Here is a 19,742-nt window from a genome sequence, read left to right as displayed (position 1 = left end):
TTCTTTCTATTTTTTAAAACATTGAATACGTATGTAGACAGTCGTATTAACAACTCAGTGCCATTATCCTTAAAGGTCACCACCGACTCATCAAAGGACACACAATGAGAACATCCGCACTTTTACTACTGGCGTTTGCTGGCAATAGCTTTGCACAAACCGCTGTAGTTGAATCACCAAACTCACAAATAAAAGTGACTATTTCAGATGAAAATAGCACACCCAGCTACGCTATTAGCTTTAAAAACAAACCAGCTATAAACGCATCGCGCCTGGGTTTTGAATTTAAAACCCAAGCCGCATTTAGCGATGGTTTTAAAATTACCCATGTTAAGCAGCAAAGCGTAAATACCCAGTGGCAACAACCTTGGGGCGAGCGACAAACGGTTACTGATAAACACAACGAAGTTGCGGTTACGTTTACAAAAAACGAGCCTAATGGTGCAACCTACACAGTGCGCTTTAGAGCTTTTGATAGTGGCGTTGGGTTTAGATACGAAGTACCAAAACAAGCAGGCTTTGAGCAAACACACATTACCAAAGAGCTCACCGAATTTGCCATTAACAATAACAACAATGCCACCGCCTGGTGGATACCCGCCCGCGGCTGGAACCGATACGAATACGTTTACAACACCACTGCATTAAATGACGTCCCCCTTGCACACACGCCGTTTACCTTAAAAACCAATGACGGTACCCATATAAGCATTCATGAAGCAGCCTTAGTTGATTACGCAGGCATGGTGCTTAATCAACGCCGCCCAGGCACTTTTAATGCCGATTTAACACCGTGGTCAGACGGCATTGCCGTTAAAAAACAAGGTGCGTTTAATACCCCTTGGCGCACCATTCAAATTGCCGACAGTGCGGTCGGCTTAGTCAATTCAGACATAATATTAAATTTAAACGAGCCTAATAAACTAGGCGATGTGTCGTGGGTAAAACCTGGCAAATACGTGGGTATTTGGTGGGGAATGCATATAAACACACAAACCTGGGGCAGCGGCGAAAAACACGGTGCCACTACACAAACCACTAAGTACTACATGGATTTTGCCGCAGAATATGGCTTTGATGGTGTACTAGTAGAAGGCTGGAACATAGGCTGGGACGGTGACTGGTTTTTTAATGGCGATGTATTTAGTTTTACACAACCCTACGACGACTTTGATATAGCGGCCCTTACTCAATACGGCAAACAAAAAGGTGTGCAGTTAATTGGCCACCACGAAACATCGGGTAATGTAAGTAACTATCGCGACCAAATGGACGAGGCCTTTGCCCTTTACGAAAAATCAAACGTAAGCCAAGTTAAAACGGGCTATGTAGCGGATGGCGGTAACATAAAACGCATAGACGAAAACGGCATTGCCCGTCATGAGTGGCACGACGGCCAATTTATGGTTAACGAGTACCTTTACAACGTAAAGCTGGCTGCTAAACATAAAATTAGTATTAACACCCACGAGCCAATAAAAGACACAGGCCTGCGCCGTACCTACCCAAACTGGATTGCCCGCGAAGGGGCACGCGGCCAAGAGTTTAATGCATGGGGCACGCCGCCCAACCCACCAGAGCACATTCCTATGCTGGCGTTTACCCGTATGCTGGCAGGGCCTATGGACTTTACCCCTGGCATTTTCGATATGGGCTTTAATGGCTTAGGCGATGATACAAACCGCCCACAAACAACGCTTGCCAAGCAGCTTGCACTTTATGTTGTGCTGTATAGCCCAATTCAAATGGCCGCCGACTTACCTAAAAACTATTTAGCCAAGCCTGATGCATTTCAATTTATTCAAGACGTACCAACCGATTGGCAGCAAAGTATTGCGCTTGATGGCGAAGTGGGCGACTTTATTGTCTTTGCCCGTAAAGAGCGCAAACGCGATAAATACTCAGGAAACGATTGGTACTTAGGCGCCGTAACCGACGAAAAAGCCCGAACTATTGAGGTAAAACTCGACTTTTTAGAAAAGGGTAAAAAGTTTGAAGCGCACATATACCAAGACGGTAAAAACGCTGAATGGAAAAACAATCCGTACGATTTAGATATAGAAAAGCGCGTAGTTAGCGCAAACGATAAGCTAACTTTAAAACTAGCAACAAGTGGTGGTACAGCAATCCGCTTTAAAGCACTTTAAGTTTTAATACTATTAACGTTATGGAAATAGCCAACTCTGCACAGCTTACTGTGCAGAGTTTTGTATTTTTATAGGTAAATAAATTTGTGCACTTAGGCCGCCTTCTGGGCGGTTTTCTAGCTTAACTTTACCATCGTGCATATCAATAATACGCTTAATAATGGCAAGGCCTAAACCACTCCCCTCACTACCACGCGCAGTGTCACCTTGTTTAAAAGGCTCAAACACCGATTCTAGTTCGCTTTCTGGTATACCGGGGCCGTTATCGTTTACCGCTATCACAACGTATTTTTTGTTTGAATTAAAGTAGCTTAATACTTCTATATCGCCATCGGAATAGCGCAGCGCGTTTTCAATCATGTTAGTAATTACACGCTTAATAGCCACACTACTTAACGGAACAAGCCCTACGCTGGGGTTGCCTTTAAAGGTAATAACGCGTTGCTGTTTAAGCTCACAATTAACCACTTCAGTCACTAGCGCGTTTATATCTTCGCAAACAAGCTCATCTGTTTTGTGGTGGCGTAAATACTCAATAAATTGATCGATAATGCCGTTCATATCTTCAATATCGTAAATGATGCCTTCGCGAAGGTAGTCATCTTCATCGTTCATCATTTCGGTGGCAAGGCGGATACGAGTAAGCGGAGTGCGTAAATCGTGAGAAACACCGGCCATGAGTAAACGGCGATCGTTTTCAAGAGCAGCAATACCGCGCGACATTTGGTTAAATGCACGGGTAACTTCTATTACTTCACTGGAGCCTTCTTCTTCAAGCTTACTACTAAAATCGCCCTTACCCACTTTCACGGCTGCTTGCTGCAACGCCTTTAATGGACGGTTTAAGTGCCGAGCAAATAGCCAGCCACCTAACACACTTAAAAAACCAATACTTGATAAGTAAAACGTTAAAAATTCAAGGTTATTTTCTTGATACCCGCTAAGCGGTACTTTTACCCAGTAACCGGGTGCTTGCGGCGCTTCTACCCAATAAATCAGCGGGTCGGTTTGACTAATACGCACCCGAGCAGAACCATTTAATTGCTCAGACATACTACGCGACAGCATCGAGTATTCTCGGGTTTGACCCAGCCCTTGGCGCATTGCCTCGCGCTGCGTCATCACTTCTATACCTGTAATTTCAAAAAACTTTTCAGACACTTCGTCGTTGATTTCTACGCCGTCTTCCCAGTCTATAAATACCGTTTTAATTTGCTTAGCGAGCATTAAATTTACTTGCTCTATGGTTGGTTTTACAACGTAAAAGCTCACCGTTACATACGACACTATTTGGTTAATTAGCAGTAAAGCGGCCACTAAAAATACAGTTTGTCCAAACGCACTACGCGGAAAAAATCCCATATAAACTACTTATCACCGTCAGGAACAAACACATAACCCAAACCCCATACAGTTTGAATATAGCGCGGGTTGGCGGCATCTACTTCTATCATGCGGCGCAGTCGCGATACTTGCACATCAATACTGCGCTCAAGCGCACTGTAATCTCGCCCACGGGCAAGGTTCATTAGTTTATCGCGGCTCAGTGGCTCGCGCGGGTGTGATACAAGCGCTTTAAGTACGGCAAATTCACCACTGGTGAGCGAAATGGTTTTATCGCCCTCGCTCATTTCGCGCGTGGCTAAATTAAGCGTAAATTGCCCAAAGGCTATTAAGTTTTCTTCTGCTGCGGGTGCGCCCGGTACTTCTTTGGCGCGGCGGCGTAAAATAGCTTTTATGCGAGCCAGTAATTCGCGCGGGTTAAACGGTTTCGGGATGTAGTCGTCTGCGCCTAGTTCAAGGCCTATAATACGGTCGACCTCATCGCCTTTTGCTGTCAGCATCACAATAGGGATTTCGTTTTCTTTTTGGCGTAGCCGACGGCAAATAGATAAACCATCTTCGCCTGGTAGCATTAAATCAAGCACCATTAAGTGAAAGTTTTCTCGCTCAATGAGTCTATCCATTTGCTCTGAGTTTGCGGCGGTTCTAACAATAAAGCCTTGCTCTACTAAATAACGCTCTAGTAAGCTGCGCAGGCGCATATCGTCATCTACAACTAATACTTTTGTGGTTTCGTGTCCCATTGCGTGTTTCTTATTTTTATTTCCAATTAATAGTTAATATAAATGAAAAACTTAATAATCAAAATCTAATTGCGCGCTTAGATTGTTACTGAACATTTCAAAGTTATAATATTAAAGTTTACACTCGACAAATTTTAGCAATTTTAATAACGTGCATAGCATTAGAGTTAATGAATAAAAGCCCATGAAAACAAATTTAATAACCCGCGAAGGTTACTTACAATTACAGCAAGAGCACGACCATTTATGGAACGTTAAACGCCCTGAAGTCACTAAAATAGTGAGCTGGGCAGCAAGCCTTGGCGATCGCTCAGAAAACGCAGACTATCAATATAATAAACGCTTACTGCGCCAAATTGATCGTCGTGTTCGGTATTTGCGCAAACGCCTACCCGATTTAAAAGTTATTGATTACTCGCCGCAGCAAGACGGTAAAGTATTTTTTGGCGCATGGGTAGAAATAGAAAACGAGCAAGGCGAGGTTAAAAAATTTAGAATTGTAGGGCCTGATGAAATATACGACCGTAAAGACTACATATCAATTGACTCACCTATGGCGCGCGCCCTGATAAAAAAACAAGTAGACGATGATTTTGAGGTACCTACACCGCAAGGTAAAAAAGAATGGTATGTAAATAGTATTGAATATCAAAAATAGTCCCCCATAACATTATTAATAGATAACTACTTTGATTCAGATCAGGTAAATTTTTTATTGTGTAATATATCTCATTAGGATATATATTGGTTTAGCAGGTTTATCTTTAACCTGATTTTTAAGGTAGTGGCTATGTCAAACTTAGTACAGCGCATATGTAGTAATGCCGTATTGTTTGCACTTTTAATGAGTGTGAGTTTGACTCTGCATGCCAATACCACCGAAGTAAGTATAGATAACGCCAGTATATCTAATCATTTTATCGCTTGTGAATTTCCTGACCAAGCAACCCCCGACATTGACTTAGATTCTCATGTTAATGCATTTGCTATTAGGTTGTTTCAACCGCTACCTAATGCTGTTTCATCTTTTTACCAAAGTACAAACCTAAACCGTCCTTTTAGTACGGCATATCAACGTGGTCCACCTAGCTATTTAATTTAATTCACAATTTTACTTTTTGATTAAATTTTATAACTAATAAGGTGACTACTATGTCTAACTTTAAAGAATTACGTACCCAAAATATTTCTCATGGCGTTATTGCAAGCACGTTTGAAGATCAACAAGCCACTATTGATTTAACATCTCCGGCTTTAACCGTAATCAATAACTTTACCCAAAAAACGCCAATTCGGGCTCAATACGACACTCCTATTAGCGAGGCGCTTAAACAAGTACTAGCAGAGCACTCTGACTATGTATTGGTGACTGATGATGCGCAAAAATTAATTGGTATTGTTTCAAGTGCCGACCTACAAAGCGCTAAAATTACGGCCATTGCACAGCGTTTAAATACCAGCCGCAATGAAGTGAGCTTACGCTACATTATGACACCTATTAGCCAACTTAATGGCGTAAGTATGCAAAGCCTAAGCTATGCAAGTATTGGCGATGCACTACAAACAATGGAGCATCAAGGCAGCATGTTTTTATTAGCAACAACCACTAATAACGAAATATGCGGGTTAATCTCGGCGCGTCAAATAGCTAAAACGTTACACATTCCAGTGCATATTACCCCTATTGCTCACACGTTTAGTGATGTTTTAGAAAGCGTAGAGCACCCTCACTAAAGCGCGCTTTTACGCTTTGTAAGCTCAGCCAAGCCAACCATCTTAAAGCAAGCAAAATTGCTTGCTTTAAGAGCTTTTTATTACAACCTGCTGTGATATTATTCAACTAATAAATACCTACCAAACTCATTAAATAGCAACTTTAATAAGCTGGGTATAACAGTACCAGAGGGATTTTCTGGTTTTATTTTTTGTATTAAAAGGTTTATGCATGAGCGATATCTCTGCACGTTTAGCCACTGAGCTAAATGCACAACAGCAACAAGTTGTTGCTGCTACAAAATTACTTGATGAAGGCGCAACGGTTCCTTTTATTGCGCGTTACCGTAAAGAAATTACCGGTGGATTAGACGACACGCAATTACGCCTTTTAGAGCAACGTTTGTCGTACTTGCGCGAGCTTGAAGAGCGCCGCAGCTTTATTTTATCAACCATCGAATCACAAAATAAATTAACGCCAGCACTTAGTGCCGATATTACCAGCGCACAAAGTAAAACTGAGCTTGAAGATTTATACCTTCCTTATAAAGCTAAGCGTCGTACCAAAGGGCAAATAGCCATCGAAGCAGGCCTTGAGCCACTTGCCAATGCGCTATTTAACGATGCAAACTTAGAGCCAGAGCAACAAGCGCAGCAGTTTATAAATGCCGACAAAGGCATTGCTGATACCAAAGCAGCCCTTGATGGCGCTAAATTTATTTTAATGGAACGCTTTGCAGAAGATGCCAAGTTATTAGCTAAATTTAGAAGCCACATTAGCCAACACGGCGCTATACAAAGCACACTTATTGACGGCCAAGAGCAAGCCGGTAGCAAATACCGCGACTACTTTGACCATCAAGAACCTCTTAAAAAGGTCCCTTCTCACCGCGCACTTGCTATGTTGCGCGCGCGTAACGAAGGTATTTTGCAGCTGAGTATTAACCCAGAGCCAAGCAGCGAAAATGCAGCCCAGCTATGCGCGCAAATGATTGCTGATCACTACCGTTTAGATGTGAAATATAAAGCAGCTAGCGCATGGCTATTAAGTGTTGTGCAGTGGGCATGGAAAATAAAGCTTGGCCTACACCTAGAAAATGAATTTTTAGCAGCCATGCGAGAAAAAGCCGAAACCGGCGCTATAGATGTATTTGCTAAAAACTTAAAAGACTTACTTATGGCCGCCCCTGCTGGGCCGCGTACCACGCTTGGTCTAGATCCTGGTTTGCGAACTGGCTGTAAAATTGCCGTAGTTGATGGCACAGGTAAGTTGCTTACAACCCAAACTATTTTCCCCCACGCACCACAAAATCACTGGGAAAAATCGTTACGTACATTAGAGCAACTATGTCGCCAGCATAAAGTAGAACTTATTGCGATTGGTAACGGCACCGCATCACGCGAGTCTGACAAGCTAGTAGGCGAACTTATTAAGGCCAATGCTGAGCTTAAATTAAACAAAATTATGGTAAGCGAAGCCGGCGCGTCTGTTTACTCTGCGTCTGAATTTGCAGCAAATGAATTTCCTAACTTAGATGTGTCTTTACGTGGCGCGGTATCTATTGCGCGTCGCCTGCAGGACCCACTTGCCGAGCTTGTTAAAATTGAGCCAAAATCAATTGGTGTAGGCCAATACCAGCACGACGTATCGCAAAGCCAATTAGGCCAAACACTAACCGCAGTGGTAGAAGACTGTGTAAACTCAGTGGGTGTTGATTTAAATATGGCCTCGGTGCCGCTTCTTACTCGCGTATCGGGGTTAAATAAAACCTTAGCGCAAAATATAGTAAATTACCGCGACACTAACGGTACGTTTACTAAGCGTAGCGAACTTAAAAAAGTTGAGCGTTTAGGACCAAAGGCGTTTGAACAAGCAGCAGGCTTTTTGCGTATTAATCAGGGTAAAGACCCACTTGATAACTCATCAGTTCACCCTGAAGCTTATCCTGTTGTTAAACTTATTTGTGAGCGTAACAACCTTGATGTAAATAGCTTAATAGGCAATAGCGAGTTTTTAAATAAGCTGGTTGCTAATGACTACACCGACGAGAAGTTTGGTTTACCTACCGTTACCGACATCATTAAAGAGCTAGATAAGCCTGGGCGCGATCCTCGTCCTGAGTTTAAAACTGCTGAATTTAAAGCTGGTGTAGAAAAAATCACAGACCTAAAACCCGGTATGATTTTAGAAGGTGTGGTTTCTAACGTTGCTAACTTTGGTGCGTTTGTTGATGTAGGTGTTCACCAAGATGGCCTAGTACATATTTCGGCAATTACTAATAAGTTTATCTCTGATCCGCGCGAAGTAGTAAAAGCCGGTGACATTGTAAAAGTAAAAGTGGTTGAGGTAGATGCCCCACGTAAACGCATTAGCTTTACTATGCGCTTAGATGATGAAATAGACACAAGCAATAAACCCGCTGCCGCGCCGCAAAAGCAACGCAGTAATCAGGGCCAGCAACCGCGTGCAGCAAAACCAAAGCGCGATAACGGTAACGCCATGATGGGTAATGCCTTTGCCGATGCATTTGCTAATGCAAAAGTAAAAGTAAAAAAATAATACTCTTTAGCTTCATTAAGTGATCTCTCCTCAAACTAAAAAGCCGCTCATTGAGCGGCTTTTTTAATTATGCTTAGCTGGTGTTAACCAAACGCAGAAAAACCACTCTCGTTTTGGGGTGAGCTAGTCATTTGATAAAAATTAGCTATACGGCCAGCTCGTGCGTCTACTTCAGGGTCGCGTGCTTGCTCGGTATTAGTATCGCTTTGAGACTCAGCGGTACTGGTTTCGTTTATTGATAACGCACTTTGTGGCTCTTGTGCTTGCGCTTCATCGTCAGCAGGGGCTGATAATTCAGCTTGCGCTGCGGCCATTTTTTGGGTTGCATCAGCGGCAATGGCTCTATCGGCACTAGAAGGTTCAGCAGGGGCAAGTGCGGCTGCTCGTACCGTTTGCATTTTATCTATAGTGGCTTGCGGATCGCCAGGGATTTCAGATACATCAATTTGTACCTCACCGCCAACAGCGTAATTAGTGCCATCTGGTCCACGTTGGTATTCATAACTTGGTGAGCCTGCATACTGCCCACCCACCGATGCATGAGCTTGTTCGTGCACACGCACTTCAGTATCGCGCGCTTTAAGCTCTTCAATTTGCTGTTGTTCTAATTCTAGCTGCTGCTGATCTTGCTCTTCTTCGGGGGTGTCTTCGCTTGCTTGTTGGTTTTGTTGCTGTTCGCTATCTGAATCTTCGCTGCCTTGCTGGCGCTGCTCAACAGCTTGCTCATCACTGAGTTTACCGGTTGCATCATAGGTGGCGGCTTCTGCACTGCTTGGCAGTTTTGCTTTATCAGCATCGCTTTGTGCTTTGGTTTCGGTATTACTGGCGCTATTGGGCGCAGGGGCAGGAATAACTTCGCGCAGTTGGTTGTCACGCCGAGCGGTTTCCGTATAAACATTGGCGGTGTTTATATTGATAGACGGAAATGGCGTGACAATATTCATAACGTTTAAACTTTAATATCGATTAGCGTACCAAGCACTTCATCTGCAGTTTGAATAGATTGCGTGTTTGCCTTGGCATTAAACTCTTCAACTTTTAAATTAACAAGCGCTTCGTCAACCCGAGCTGGTTGTGCAACAGGCGCTGTTACAGCCTCTTCAGGTCGCGCAGCTGTTAACTGGCGCTGTTGGGCTAGTTGCGTATCGTCTTGCTCTTCAATGGTGGCACGGTTTATCTCTGCGCTTGCTCGTTCTATACCTTGGCTTGCACGATTAAACCCTTCTACACCACTATTAAATACTGAACCAATAGCCATGCTGTACCTCCAAAAAATAAATATTGTTTAATTATCGCTCACTTCATGGGCAAAATAAAGCTTTAAACAGTACCTTTCTTTAGGCTATTTTAAAGCATTGATTTAACGGCAGATAAAAACTCTTTTTTATGAGAAATAAACGGTGCATGGGAGGCTTTGTCTAGTACTTCGTATTCAAACTCAGTATTTAGTGCTGCCATTTTATTAATTGCTTTGTAAGGTACCAGCGCATCTAAACGGCCAAATATCGCTTTTACAGGCACTGGGCAATGCGCAAATACGTTGCGTAAATCATCATTTTGTAAAATATTTAAGCCCACACTTAATGCCTCACTTTTAGGCGCGCTGTACTGATTTAGCAAGTGCTTTAGCTGCTTTATATCATCGCGTGCCGACTCGCTACCCATGGCCTGAATAGCTAAAAAGCGCTCTATGGTTTTTTCTCGGTGATTAACTAATTGCTCTTTAAATTGCTCAAGCACGCTGGCTTTTATTCCAGGCCAATCATCTGCCTCGGCAAAAAAAGGGCTTGAGGCAACTAAAATTACTTTTGATACTTTATTTGGCCAATGTTTAGCAATATAAAGTGCAAACAATCCTCCTAGCGACCAGCCCATTAATATAGAGCCAGGGCTAAGTTGCTCGCTTACGATTTCAGCTGCATCGTGTAAATTATAAGGACTTGGGCAGCTATTGCTGTTGCCAAAGCCAGGCAGGTCAATACTGCGCACCGAGCCACTGTATAAAAACGTCAACTCTGGCTGCACTAATTGCCATACGCCTTGGTTCATGCCCCAACCATGTAATAAAACTAACTCGCTTTGCATATTTGCCTAACCTTAACCAAACTTAGCCACATAATAACGTTTACATTGACGAAAGCAACGCAAGGAGCAGCCAATGCAACACTCATTTTTTAATTGGTTATTTCCCTCTTATTGCGTGCAATGTCAGGGAGTTATTAGTGCTCAAGAGGGATTATGCGACTATTGCTTAACGGATTTAAGCGTGTTTGATTTAAATAAACACAGTAATTTATTGCACCGCCCGGATATTGTAGAAATGTTTCCGCATTGCGAATTTGATAAGCTCTTTGCCTGTGCTTTTTATCAGCCCCCTTTTGAGCATTGGCTTAAACGGCTCAAATTTAATAATCAAATTCACTATAAAAAAGCACTGCAACAAGTAATTAAACGCCAGCTAACGGTGTTTTTTGAAAATTTAACTACCCAGCCCGACATAGCTATTATTTTACCTTTGCACCGAGGGCGCTTTTTAACGCGCGGGTTTAATCAGGTAAGCCAAGTGTGGCAACCGTGTTTGGCAAAACATATTTGTATAAGTAATGCGCTAATACGCAATAAAACCACGCAAGCACAGTCACAATTATCTAGATCCAAGCGGATTAAAAATGTAAAAAATGCCTTTGTATGTACACAAGATATGAGCGGTAAAACGGTGGTTATTGTAGATGATGTAATGACCACAGGCGCCACGCTCAACGCGGCTACCCGGGTATTAAAGCAAGCGGGCGCTAAACAAGTCTGGGCTTTTGCTACGTGTTTAACGCCACTTTAAAGGTGTAGTTAATCACCTCTTACTCTAAATGTGTGGCCAAAAAATAAAGCATTACTGAGTAATCGGCTTGTGCCGTACCAGTATCCTCTAAATACAGGGTTATCTGTCATCGCAATAACACTGCCACGCCCGTATGAGTGGGCCATCATGGCTGCTGCACCGGCAATTTGCTGCTCATTTACGCCATCGGTAAACCCTGCTAATAGTGGTTTTTGCGGGTAAGTGAGTATGTTTACAAACGGGGCGGATGATTTTTCTAATAACCAGGTACTATTTTTAAATACAGGCAGCGTTTCACGATTAAGCGAAAACGTTAGTGGATGCGTGGTGTCTACATCGGTATTAAAAATAGCGCCGGCTATACGTTGTCGCCCAGCTAAATGATCTTTATCTGCGTAATTTAGCCCTTGAGTATTAAAAGCGCTGGCTACATCTTGCCTAGATAAATAATTAGCCTTAAGTAATTGCTGATCAGCTAAAAATTTAGCGCCGCCTTTGTGGCCCCAAATTACGCCGCCTTTTCTTACCCAGCTTTTAATGGCAACTTTATCACTATCGGGTAAGCCCGAATAATTACCATTAGCTAGTACAATGTGGCTGTAATTATTTAAATCTAGGCTACCTAAACGCTCCATTTCTACAATGGTCGGAGAAGTACCGACAAAGCGGTCAAGGTAATACCATACTTCACCCGCTTCGTATTGGCTTACGCCTTTACCGCCCACAAGCAGTACTTTTGGCTCGTTTAATACAGCCATAGTGCGCGACCCTAAATCGGCGCCTTTCCCTGTAAGGCCCGTGGTAATAGGCTTTATCGCAATACCAAATTGCGTTTGAGCATCGTTTAAAATAGCCACCCAATCAGGGTTTGTTTGCAGCCCTGCGGGGACAATAATGCTGCCAGGTGCAAAGTCTATTTCGGTGGTGCTGCTTTTAGCTGTTAAGGTGCTTAACGCGACACGCGCTTTAATGCCTTGCTTTAGCAAGCTATTTAACATTTTAGGCGCTAAGTAATCGTCCCAGGCAAAGCCAAATGCATAGCTTTGCTTTAACGCAGCAAATGATGGTTTAACTGCTTTTTGCCACGCAGTGCTGGCTACATCTAAGCCCCAACTACTTTTTACTTGTGCAAACTCTAAATTAAAAGCGTGGGCGAGTGTCCAGCCCGACACATCATAAAATGTGTTATCGGCAAAACTTTTTTGCTCACTAAAAATAGCTTTTACTAAACGAAACTGTGGCTGAGCTAACGGCACAAAATAGCTCTGAGTGCTAAAGTTTTTGCCATTGGCTTTTAGCGCTTTTGTAAGTGGATAGGCGTTAATTTGATGCTGCTTTAACAGGTTTAAAAATAGTTTAATCCGGGTGTTGTCTTTAGCGCCCTCAACCACATAGCCTTCAAAACTTTCATCATGTGCTAAATCAATTGCTTGGTTATAAAATTTTGCCTGATAGGTTAATAGCGCCTCGCGGTTATCTACCGCTGCTTTAAAGGTTGATAGGCTTGTTAATAACTGATTTTTAATAGTAAAAGGAAACGTAAGCGTACCATTTATGGTTTCTTGTACATGCCCACGTGAGCTGGCTTGCTCAAATAAAACACCTATACCGCCGTTTACATCGGGGTAGGTTGAACCCTTGCCGTAATAAAAGTCGTCAAAGCTTTCTTCGGTAAAATAAAGGGCATTATTTTTATCTAAAGTTTTAGCATGGTAATTGGCTATAGCTTTAGTAAGTGTTACGTTTTCATCTGGGGTAATTGGGTGCTTGCGACTGGCAATGCCAGGTTGAAAAAAGTAGCTGCTGTTTGGGCCCATTTCATGAAAGTCGGTAAGAATATTTGGCTTCCATTGATGAAATTTAGCAATGCGTGCACGCGACTCTGGGTGTTGTAGTAATAACCAATCGCGGTTTAAATCAAACCAATAGTGATTTGTACGGCTACTTGGCCAGCTTTCTACGTGTTCACGCGTTTTAGGGTCGCTTGATAAGTTCATCCCCCGATTACTATTAGCCCAATTGGCAAAGCGAGCCAAGCCATCGGGATTGAGTGAAGGGTCGAGAAAAATAACGGTATTATTTAATAGTTTTTCTATTTCTGGGCCTTGCGCTGCAGCAAGGTAATACGCAACCAATAAAGCGGCATTGCTGCCTGATGACTCATTGCCATGCACACTGTATCCCATCCAAACTACGGCAGGCTCATTTTGTGTGTTTTTAGCTTGCTCACTGTTTGTTAAACGGGCTAAGTGCGCTTGGCGAATTTGCTCTAAGTTAGCTAGCTTTTCAGCGCTGCTAATACTTAGCATCACAAGTGGACGTTGCTCGTGTGTGCGCCCTATTACTTCAAAATTTATACGATTACTTTTTTGCGCTAGAATTTCCATGTAACGCACCAGTTGGTCGTGCCTTACATGCCACTCACCTACTTCGTAACCAAGTACGTCTTGTGGGGTGGGTATTGTTTTATCAAACTCTACATCTTGTTCAAAATAATACGAAAGTGGTTTTGCCATACTTGAAAAGCTAAGTATTGCCACCATTATAGTTACTATCCAGCGCATATAAATCACTCTAAAAATGTTTGTTATTTGCACGCTAGCATTGCTTAAAATAGATGCCAACTTTTTACGCTCAACACTAGCCGCAACACGATGAGCGGAGTATGATATGCAGTATCCGAGTAATTTAGTCAAGTATAGACGGTTTTATGATTTCTATTTCCGAAACAGCACAAGCGCATTTTGCTAAACTTTTAGCAGATCAAGCACAACAAACTAATATTCGTGTGTTTGTTGTAAACCCTGGTACATCACAAGCGGAATGTGGTGTTTCTTATTGCCCAGAAGACGCCGTAGAAGACAGCGATATTCGTCTTAACTTTAATGGTTTTGATGCCGTAGTAGATACAGAAAGCGCTCCTTTTTTAGAAGAAGCTGAAATTGATTTTGTTACCGACAAAATGGGCACTCAGTTAACTTTAAAAGCGCCTAATGCAAAGGCACGTAAACTAGGCGATAACGCATCGCTAAATGAGCGTGTTCAACACATGCTAGAAACCGAAGTAAACCCGCAGCTAGCTAACCACGGTGGCCAAGTAAGCCTAGTTGAAGTAACCGCTGAAGGTATTGCAGTACTTCAATTTGGTGGTGGTTGTAATGGCTGTTCTATGATCGATGTAACGCTTAAAGAAGGCATCGAGAAAGAAATGATTGCAAAGTTTGATGAAATCACCGGTGTTGCCGACATTACCGAGCACCAGGCGGGCGATCACTCTTATTACTAAGCAATAATGTTAAAGCCGCTTATTTATCGCTTAGGGAGTAACCCTAAGTTGAGTTTAACGCGCTTTTTTCGCGGCTTAGCACTGTTTGTGCTAGCCGTGATATTTATTGCCCTTGGCTACTACACTCACTTTAGTTTACAAATTATAGGTGTAGTTATTTTAATCCCGGCTTTATTTTTTGCTGCATGGGGTTATAGCGGTATTTTTGCCAATCGTTTCTCGCAAGTTTTAAAAAATATGGGGCCAAAAGATCACGACCCCGACCTATGGAAATGACACGTTCGCTTAATCTAGCAGCTGATTAGTTGCTTTTAACTGCAAATACTTAATAATTAACGTAACGCCGCGCATAAGCATAAAGCAACTCATAGCCAGCCATAACGCATTATTTTGCCACTCTATAAACACCCAAAACACCCCAAAAAAGCCAACAGCAGCAGAAAGAATCATACTGTTACGCATATTTTTTGCCCGTGTAAGCCCTACAAATACGCCATCAAACAAAAAACAGCTCATTGCTAACATAGGCAATACTATTACCCACGGTAAGTAATTTGTCGCAGCTTCTATTACCTCGGGTACATTGGTTAAAAGCTTAATAATAGCGCTGCCAAATACAGCAAAAAATACGCTGTATAACACGCCAAAAAGCATCCCCCAAAACACACTTATTTTTACCCACAATCTAATGTTATTAACGCTTCGCTGGCCTTTAGCTTGACCAACTTTGGCTTCGCTTGCATAGGCTATTCCATCAAGTGCAAAGCTTACTAACATTAAAAAGTTAAGTAACACGGCATTCGCTGCAAGCGTTGTTTCACCTATGCGGGCGCCATAAAAGGTCATAAAGCTAAAGCATAATTGCAAAATTAAAGAGCGAATAAATATATCTCTATTTAAACTAAGTAGCTCTGCCATTTTGCTAACACTGAGCCAGTTAGGCACGCTTAGCTCCACGCCTTGCTTTTTAGCGAGCTTAATCACTAGTAGCAACGCAAAAGCCAACGCGCTGTAATCTGCAATTAACGACGCCCACGCTGCTCCCGCTACTGCCCAGTCTAAATACACCACAAAATATATATCGAGCACTATGTTGGTAATATTGGTCACTAACAGCAAGTAAAATGGCCCTCGCCCATAATGTACGCCAAGCATCCAGCCAAGCAGCACTAAATTACAAAGTGCGGCAGGGGCACTAAATATACGAATACTAAAATACTGATATGCTTGAGCAAGAACCTCACTATTTGCGCCTGATAAAAATGCAATGGCTTGTTTTATCAAGGGCGATAAGGCAATAAGCGCTAACGCCACACACACGGCAAGTAATAAGCTGCGTTTTAAAAGCGCTGCTAACTGTGTTAAGTTATTTTGCCCGTATGCTTGGGCCACTAACCCTGTGGTGCTCATACGTAAAAAACCGGCGAGCCAAAATAAAATAGAAATAACAGCTGAGCCAAGTGCGATGCCCGCTAAGTAATGTGCGCTACCTAAGTGGCCAATAACAGCGGTATCAACAATTCCTAACAGTGGGACAGTAATATTTGATAATATCATTGGACCCGCTAGCAACAGCAAGCTTTTATGGTGTGCCTTATTATGTTTAAGAAATTGTTTCATTTAGTTTTAATTACTCTCATTTGTTTATCAGTACGTGCTCATGCGGCGGTTATTTTACAGTATCACCATGTAAGCGAAACCCTTCCGGCTGTGACCAGTGTAAGCGCAAATACGTTTACCAAGCATTTGAGCTACTTAAAAGAGCATAATTTTAATGTTATTGCACTAAATGAGCTAATAAGCGCTATACAACAAGGCAAAACCTTACCTGAGAAAACAGTCGCTATCACCTTTGACGATGGTTACAACAATAACTACGAACAAGCGGCGCCTATTTTAGAAAAATTTGGTTACCCCTATACTATTTTTGTAAACCCTACCCTTATTGATGAAGGCAAAGGCTACGTAATGGGGTGGGATAAATTAAAAGAGCTCGCAGGCAAAGGGGCGCTAATTGCCAATCACACTGCCCAGCATGACTACCTGCATATTAAGCTAAAAAATGAGAGTGATGCACAGTGGCAAGCACGTATTAAACAAGATATTTTGCATTCTCAACAGCGTATTAAAGAAGAAATAGGCCACGACTATAAATACCTAGCGTACCCGTATGGTGAGTTTAATAACAAACTGCAAGCGCTTGTAAAAGAGCTTGGCTTTATTGGCATTGGTCAGCACTCAGGCGCTGTAAATAAAAACGCTAACTTTACCCGCTTACCGCGTTTTCCAGCCTCCGGCTTTTACAGCAAATTAGATACGTTAATTACAAAATTAAACTCTCGGGCGTTTAGTATTAAAACCCTAGATTACCAAGACAGTGTAACCTCACAAAACCCACCAACGCTCAGCATTGAGTTTGAAATGGGTGATTTTCATAAAAGTCAGTTTGCGTGTTATGTATCAAGTGTGGGGCAGGCTAAGTTAACTTGGGTAAGCGACACAACTGTAAAAATTGACTCGCCAAAGGCGCTAAATAAAGGCCGTTCACGCTTTAATTGTACCGCCCCTTCTATTGATCACCCTGGTAGTTACTATTGGTTTTCGCAGCCGTGGGTTATTCAGTAGCAGTTACACCTTTATAGCCTGATGCAATAAGCGCTGGGTTACTTTATCAAGCGCAACAATTTCGTGAGCGGCGCCTAAATCAACCGCCGCTTTGGGCATTCCCCACACCACAGAAGAAAACTCATCCTGTGCAATGGTGTAACCACCCGCTTGTTTAATGCTAAGCAAGCCCTTTGCTCCATCGCTCCCCATACCGGTTAGTAACGCTGCCACAATGTTTTTTGCGCCGCACTCAAGTAACGAGTTAAATAATACATCTACTGCCGGTTTATGGCGGTTAACAGGCTCAGAATCATCAAGCTCGCAATATAAACTTGCCCCTCTTTTTTTTATATTTAAGTGCAAACCACCTGGGGCTATATAAGCCCATCCCGCAGTGAGCTTGTCGCCGTGCTGCGCTTCTTTTACGTTAATTGCACAGGTGCGGTCCATACGCTGGGCAAACGAGGTACTAAATACCGGAGGAATATGCTGGGTAATCACAATCGCAGGGCAATTGGTCGGCATTTTTATAAGCACTTCTTTTATTGCTTCTGTGCCCCCTGTTGAAGCCCCTATCGCTATTACCTTGTTTAATAAAAATTGTGCATTGCTAGGTAAAGGCTCACTCACGGTGCTTACCTTTTTAAAACTTCTTACCCTTGCACCTGCTGCCACGCGCACTTTTTGCTGCACAACATATGCATATTGACTCATTTGCTGCTTAACATTCACGGTCGGCTTGGCAATAAAATCCACTGCACCAAGCTCAAGCGCTTCTAAGGTGATAGGCGAGCCTTGCTGGGTTAGTGTAGAAATCATCACAACGGGCATAGGTCTTAAGCGCATTAGGTTTTTTAAAAAGCTAATGCCGTCCATTTTTGGCATTTCTACATCGAGGGTAAGCACATCTGGATTGAGCAATTTAATCATTTCTCGTGCTTGATAAGGGTCTTCAGCACAGCCAACAACCTCGATATCGCTAGCCTGAGATAATATTTCGCTCAGCAAACGCCTTATCAGTGGTGAATCATCTATTATCAGAACTTTAACCATTACGGCTCCTAAAACAGCTCTATGTTAGTCTCGGTGGCTTTATCTTGTTGCTTAAGGTTTTGCAGGTAGCGCACTTCGCGTTTTTCAATTGTATTGTTGTGCAAATTCTTCAGCTTTTTTACGTGGACTTTGCCCGTATGCGGATGAAAAAAAATTTTTCGAGGCCACGGCCCCCCCATATCTTTTGCAACAAGATTGAGCGACTCTTCCTGAATATACGCATTGGCAAAGCTAATATTACCTATCCCTATGTCGGTCATTGCGCTAATTATTTTGCCGCCACCAAAGAGTTTTATTTTTAAATTTTTTCGCGCAGCACCACCTTTGAGTACTTCGTTGATCAGGTATTCCATTGCCCAATTTCCGTAGCGACAGCTCAAACTATGGGCACTGTTTAATTCTAGGCCTTTTTTTACCGGCAACATAAAATGATTTACGCCACCTATACCGGCTTTTTCATCGTAAACACACGCGGCTATGCACGACCCAAGCACTGTAGAAATAAGCTCATCATTTTTCGATACATAAAATTCGCCAGGTAATATTTTTGCCACCACGCTTGTGCGCCCTGCATCCCAGTAACGTTTTATATGTTCAAACCCTGGGAGCACCGGCCTAAACTGTGCGTGCATTGTGTTGCTTTTGATACATGGTTTTCCCTAAATTTTTAAACTCAGAATGCTCTTTTCCCATACTCTCTGAGTGCCCTAAAAACAAATAACCGTCACGATTAAGTGCATTTGCATAACGTTTAAATAAGGTGTCTTTTGTTTCTTTATCAAAATAAATAACCACGTTACGACATAAAATTAAGTCAAACTGCCCTTTCATGGGCCATTCTTGTAAAAGGTTAAGGCGTTTAAAAAAAATGTGTTTATTTAACTGTGGTTTTACTTTATATGTTTGCCCATCTTTGCTTTTTAAAAACCACTTTTTAAGTACATTGTTTTCTAAGCCATTTACATTAGCCGCGGTATAAATACCCGCTTGTGCTTTGGCTAATACATTAGAATCTAAATCGGTTGCTAAAATTTTTACATCCCAAGAACTTGGGAATAAATCGGCAAGGGTTATTGCTAAGCTGTAAGGCTCTTCGCCTGTAGAGCAACCCGCTGACCATACGCGTACTCGTTTTGTTACTTTGTTACTGCTAAGTAACTGCGGCACTATGGTGTTTTTTAAAAACTCAAAGTGGTGGGGTTCTCTAAAAAAGGAGGTTAAGTTAGTGGTAATAGCATTAATAAATGCGTCAAACTCAGCCTCTTTATTATTGTGTAAGTACTCTAAGTATTGAGAAAAGTTTTTAAGTTTATGCTCTCTTACCCTTCTTGCTAAGCGGGAATACACCATTTCGCGTTTATGATCGCCAAGCACAATTCCGCACGCGTTATAAACTAAAGTGGCAATGTCTTTAAAATTTTTATCGGTACATAAAAATTCTTTCATTGTCATA

The 19,742-nt window shown here is 42.3% G+C and carries 19 protein-coding genes; 9 read left to right on the top strand and 10 right to left on the bottom strand.

The annotated features are described in order from the left end of the window. Nucleotides 1–104: 104 nt before the first annotated feature. Entirely contained in the window at nucleotides 105–2,147 is a 2,043-nt protein-coding gene (locus PSH50_RS18335) for a glycoside hydrolase family 97 protein (protein WP_273587840.1), read from the top strand. Nucleotides 2,148–2,192: 45 nt separating this feature from the next. Here PSH50_RS18335 and envZ read toward each other — a convergent pair whose 3' ends face one another. Beyond that, the gene (envZ, locus tag PSH50_RS18330) at nucleotides 2,193–3,509 is read right to left on the bottom strand and encodes a two-component system sensor histidine kinase EnvZ (protein WP_004587538.1); all 1,317 of its coding nucleotides are present in this window, start codon (nucleotides 3,507–3,509) and stop codon (nucleotides 2,193–2,195) included. Nucleotides 3,510–3,514: 5 nt separating this feature from the next. Next, complete coding sequence (gene ompR / locus PSH50_RS18325; RefSeq protein ID WP_004587537.1) at nucleotides 3,515–4,234, bottom strand: two-component system response regulator OmpR; 720 nt, start codon at nucleotides 4,232–4,234, stop codon at nucleotides 3,515–3,517. Between the two features lie 184 nt (nucleotides 4,235–4,418). On the opposite strand from ompR, the gene greB reads away from it, so the two are divergent. The 4 genes from greB (at nucleotide 4,419) to PSH50_RS18305 (ending at nucleotide 8,507) form a co-directional block, all read left to right on the top strand. Next, entirely contained in the window at nucleotides 4,419–4,892 is a 474-nt protein-coding gene (gene greB / locus PSH50_RS18320) for a transcription elongation factor GreB (protein ID WP_004588245.1), read from the top strand. A 132-nt stretch (nucleotides 4,893–5,024) separates the two neighbouring features. Next, entirely contained in the window at nucleotides 5,025–5,336 is a 312-nt protein-coding gene (locus PSH50_RS18315; RefSeq protein WP_064384617.1) for a hypothetical protein, read from the top strand. A gap of 50 nt (nucleotides 5,337–5,386) precedes the next feature. Further along, a complete protein-coding gene (locus PSH50_RS18310) occupies nucleotides 5,387–5,968 on the top strand; it encodes a CBS domain-containing protein (RefSeq protein ID WP_004588243.1) in 582 nt (193 codons plus the stop codon). A 211-nt stretch (nucleotides 5,969–6,179) separates the two neighbouring features. Further along, nucleotides 6,180–8,507: a Tex family protein gene (locus PSH50_RS18305; RefSeq protein ID WP_273587839.1), complete on the top strand. Its 2,328-nt coding sequence runs from the start codon at nucleotides 6,180–6,182 to the stop codon at nucleotides 8,505–8,507. 83 nt (nucleotides 8,508–8,590) lie between these two features. Here the strand turns inward: PSH50_RS18305 and PSH50_RS18300 are convergent, their stop codons facing one another. The 3 genes from PSH50_RS18300 to bioH all read right to left on the bottom strand — a co-directional run bounded on the left by PSH50_RS18300 (nucleotide 8,591) and on the right by bioH (nucleotide 10,592). Next, nucleotides 8,591–9,451 carry a putative metalloprotease CJM1_0395 family protein gene (locus PSH50_RS18300; RefSeq protein WP_154945414.1) on the bottom strand — a complete coding sequence of 287 codons (861 nt, stop codon included), beginning with the start codon at nucleotides 9,449–9,451 and terminating at the stop codon, nucleotides 8,591–8,593. 5 nt (nucleotides 9,452–9,456) lie between these two features. After that, nucleotides 9,457–9,765, bottom strand: a complete 309-nt coding sequence (locus PSH50_RS18295) for a hypothetical protein (protein ID WP_004588240.1) — start codon at nucleotides 9,763–9,765, stop codon at nucleotides 9,457–9,459. An 89-nt stretch (nucleotides 9,766–9,854) separates the two neighbouring features. After that, a complete protein-coding gene (gene bioH, locus PSH50_RS18290) occupies nucleotides 9,855–10,592 on the bottom strand; it encodes a pimeloyl-ACP methyl ester esterase BioH (RefSeq protein WP_273587838.1) in 738 nt (245 codons plus the stop codon). Nucleotides 10,593–10,665: 73 nt separating this feature from the next. Between bioH and PSH50_RS18285 the strand changes: the two genes are divergently transcribed. After that, the gene (locus PSH50_RS18285) at nucleotides 10,666–11,343 is read left to right on the top strand and encodes a ComF family protein (protein WP_273587837.1); all 678 of its coding nucleotides are present in this window, start codon (nucleotides 10,666–10,668) and stop codon (nucleotides 11,341–11,343) included. An 8-nt stretch (nucleotides 11,344–11,351) separates the two neighbouring features. On the opposite strand, the gene PSH50_RS18280 is transcribed toward PSH50_RS18285, so the two are convergent. Beyond that, nucleotides 11,352–13,907 (bottom strand): M14 metallopeptidase family protein, encoded by a 2,556-nt coding sequence (locus PSH50_RS18280; RefSeq protein WP_273587859.1) that lies wholly within the window; start codon nucleotides 13,905–13,907, stop codon nucleotides 11,352–11,354. A 146-nt stretch (nucleotides 13,908–14,053) separates the two neighbouring features. On the opposite strand from PSH50_RS18280, the gene nfuA reads away from it, so the two are divergent. Both nfuA and PSH50_RS18270 read left to right on the top strand, forming a co-directional pair. Continuing rightward, on the top strand, nucleotides 14,054–14,629 hold the full coding sequence (gene nfuA / locus PSH50_RS18275) for a Fe-S biogenesis protein NfuA (RefSeq protein WP_096042447.1): 576 nt from the start codon (nucleotides 14,054–14,056) through the stop codon (nucleotides 14,627–14,629). A 6-nt stretch (nucleotides 14,630–14,635) separates the two neighbouring features. Further along, complete coding sequence (locus PSH50_RS18270; RefSeq protein ID WP_273587836.1) at nucleotides 14,636–14,905, top strand: hypothetical protein; 270 nt, start codon at nucleotides 14,636–14,638, stop codon at nucleotides 14,903–14,905. A gap of 9 nt (nucleotides 14,906–14,914) precedes the next feature. On the opposite strand, the gene PSH50_RS18265 is transcribed toward PSH50_RS18270, so the two are convergent. Next, the gene (locus tag PSH50_RS18265; RefSeq protein ID WP_054983329.1) at nucleotides 14,915–16,186 is read right to left on the bottom strand and encodes an MATE family efflux transporter; all 1,272 of its coding nucleotides are present in this window, start codon (nucleotides 16,184–16,186) and stop codon (nucleotides 14,915–14,917) included. Between the two features lie 42 nt (nucleotides 16,187–16,228). Here PSH50_RS18265 and PSH50_RS18260 point away from each other — a divergent pair, with 42 nt between their 5' ends. Then, a complete protein-coding gene (locus PSH50_RS18260; protein ID WP_096042594.1) occupies nucleotides 16,229–17,254 on the top strand; it encodes a polysaccharide deacetylase family protein in 1,026 nt (341 codons plus the stop codon). Between the two features lie 3 nt (nucleotides 17,255–17,257). Here the strand turns inward: PSH50_RS18260 and PSH50_RS18255 are convergent, their stop codons facing one another. The 3 genes from PSH50_RS18255 to PSH50_RS18245 are packed head-to-tail and all read right to left on the bottom strand — an operon-like array spanning nucleotide 17,258 to nucleotide 19,735. Continuing rightward, the gene (locus PSH50_RS18255) at nucleotides 17,258–18,289 is read right to left on the bottom strand and encodes a chemotaxis response regulator protein-glutamate methylesterase (RefSeq protein WP_273587835.1); all 1,032 of its coding nucleotides are present in this window, start codon (nucleotides 18,287–18,289) and stop codon (nucleotides 17,258–17,260) included. 8 nt (nucleotides 18,290–18,297) lie between these two features. Next, on the bottom strand, nucleotides 18,298–18,921 hold the full coding sequence (gene cheD, locus PSH50_RS18250) for a chemoreceptor glutamine deamidase CheD (protein WP_024033904.1): 624 nt from the start codon (nucleotides 18,919–18,921) through the stop codon (nucleotides 18,298–18,300). Continuing rightward, on the bottom strand, nucleotides 18,905–19,735 hold the full coding sequence (locus PSH50_RS18245) for a protein-glutamate O-methyltransferase CheR (protein ID WP_055255309.1): 831 nt from the start codon (nucleotides 19,733–19,735) through the stop codon (nucleotides 18,905–18,907). The genes cheD and PSH50_RS18245 overlap by 17 nt, the downstream gene beginning before the upstream one ends. Between the last annotated feature and the right edge of the window lie 7 nt (nucleotides 19,736–19,742).

It is taken from the genome of Pseudoalteromonas sp. Angola-7 (assembly GCF_028599255.1).
Lineage (GTDB): Bacteria > Pseudomonadota > Gammaproteobacteria > Enterobacterales > Alteromonadaceae > Pseudoalteromonas > Pseudoalteromonas atlantica.
The sequence above is the reverse complement of the archived record's forward strand: the minus strand, read 5'-3'. Positions and strand labels throughout refer to the sequence as shown.

Excerpts from the sequence above, each read along its gene's own strand:
- PSH50_RS18335 (WP_273587840.1), top strand. The coding sequence starts at position 105 with ATGAGAACATCCGCACTTTTACTACTGGCGTTTGCTGGCAATAGCTTT.
- envZ (WP_004587538.1), bottom strand. The coding sequence starts at position 3,509 with ATGGGATTTTTTCCGCGTAGTGCGTTTGGACAAACTGTATTTTTAGTG.
- ompR (WP_004587537.1), bottom strand. The coding sequence starts at position 4,234 with ATGGGACACGAAACCACAAAAGTATTAGTTGTAGATGACGATATGCGC.
- greB (WP_004588245.1), top strand. The coding sequence starts at position 4,419 with ATGAAAACAAATTTAATAACCCGCGAAGGTTACTTACAATTACAGCAA.
- PSH50_RS18315 (WP_064384617.1), top strand. The coding sequence starts at position 5,025 with ATGTCAAACTTAGTACAGCGCATATGTAGTAATGCCGTATTGTTTGCA.
- PSH50_RS18310 (WP_004588243.1), top strand. The coding sequence starts at position 5,387 with ATGTCTAACTTTAAAGAATTACGTACCCAAAATATTTCTCATGGCGTT.
- PSH50_RS18305 (WP_273587839.1), top strand. The coding sequence starts at position 6,180 with ATGAGCGATATCTCTGCACGTTTAGCCACTGAGCTAAATGCACAACAG.
- PSH50_RS18300 (WP_154945414.1), bottom strand. The coding sequence starts at position 9,451 with ATGAATATTGTCACGCCATTTCCGTCTATCAATATAAACACCGCCAAT.
- PSH50_RS18295 (WP_004588240.1), bottom strand. The coding sequence starts at position 9,765 with ATGGCTATTGGTTCAGTATTTAATAGTGGTGTAGAAGGGTTTAATCGT.
- bioH (WP_273587838.1), bottom strand. The coding sequence starts at position 10,592 with ATGCAAAGCGAGTTAGTTTTATTACATGGTTGGGGCATGAACCAAGGC.
- PSH50_RS18285 (WP_273587837.1), top strand. The coding sequence starts at position 10,666 with ATGCAACACTCATTTTTTAATTGGTTATTTCCCTCTTATTGCGTGCAA.
- PSH50_RS18280 (WP_273587859.1), bottom strand. The coding sequence starts at position 13,907 with ATGCGCTGGATAGTAACTATAATGGTGGCAATACTTAGCTTTTCAAGT.
- nfuA (WP_096042447.1), top strand. The coding sequence starts at position 14,054 with ATGATTTCTATTTCCGAAACAGCACAAGCGCATTTTGCTAAACTTTTA.
- PSH50_RS18270 (WP_273587836.1), top strand. The coding sequence starts at position 14,636 with ATGTTAAAGCCGCTTATTTATCGCTTAGGGAGTAACCCTAAGTTGAGT.
- PSH50_RS18265 (WP_054983329.1), bottom strand. The coding sequence starts at position 16,186 with ATGATATTATCAAATATTACTGTCCCACTGTTAGGAATTGTTGATACC.
- PSH50_RS18260 (WP_096042594.1), top strand. The coding sequence starts at position 16,229 with ATGTTTAAGAAATTGTTTCATTTAGTTTTAATTACTCTCATTTGTTTA.
- PSH50_RS18255 (WP_273587835.1), bottom strand. The coding sequence starts at position 18,289 with ATGGTTAAAGTTCTGATAATAGATGATTCACCACTGATAAGGCGTTTG.
- cheD (WP_024033904.1), bottom strand. The coding sequence starts at position 18,921 with ATGCACGCACAGTTTAGGCCGGTGCTCCCAGGGTTTGAACATATAAAA.
- PSH50_RS18245 (WP_055255309.1), bottom strand. The coding sequence starts at position 19,735 with ATGAAAGAATTTTTATGTACCGATAAAAATTTTAAAGACATTGCCACT.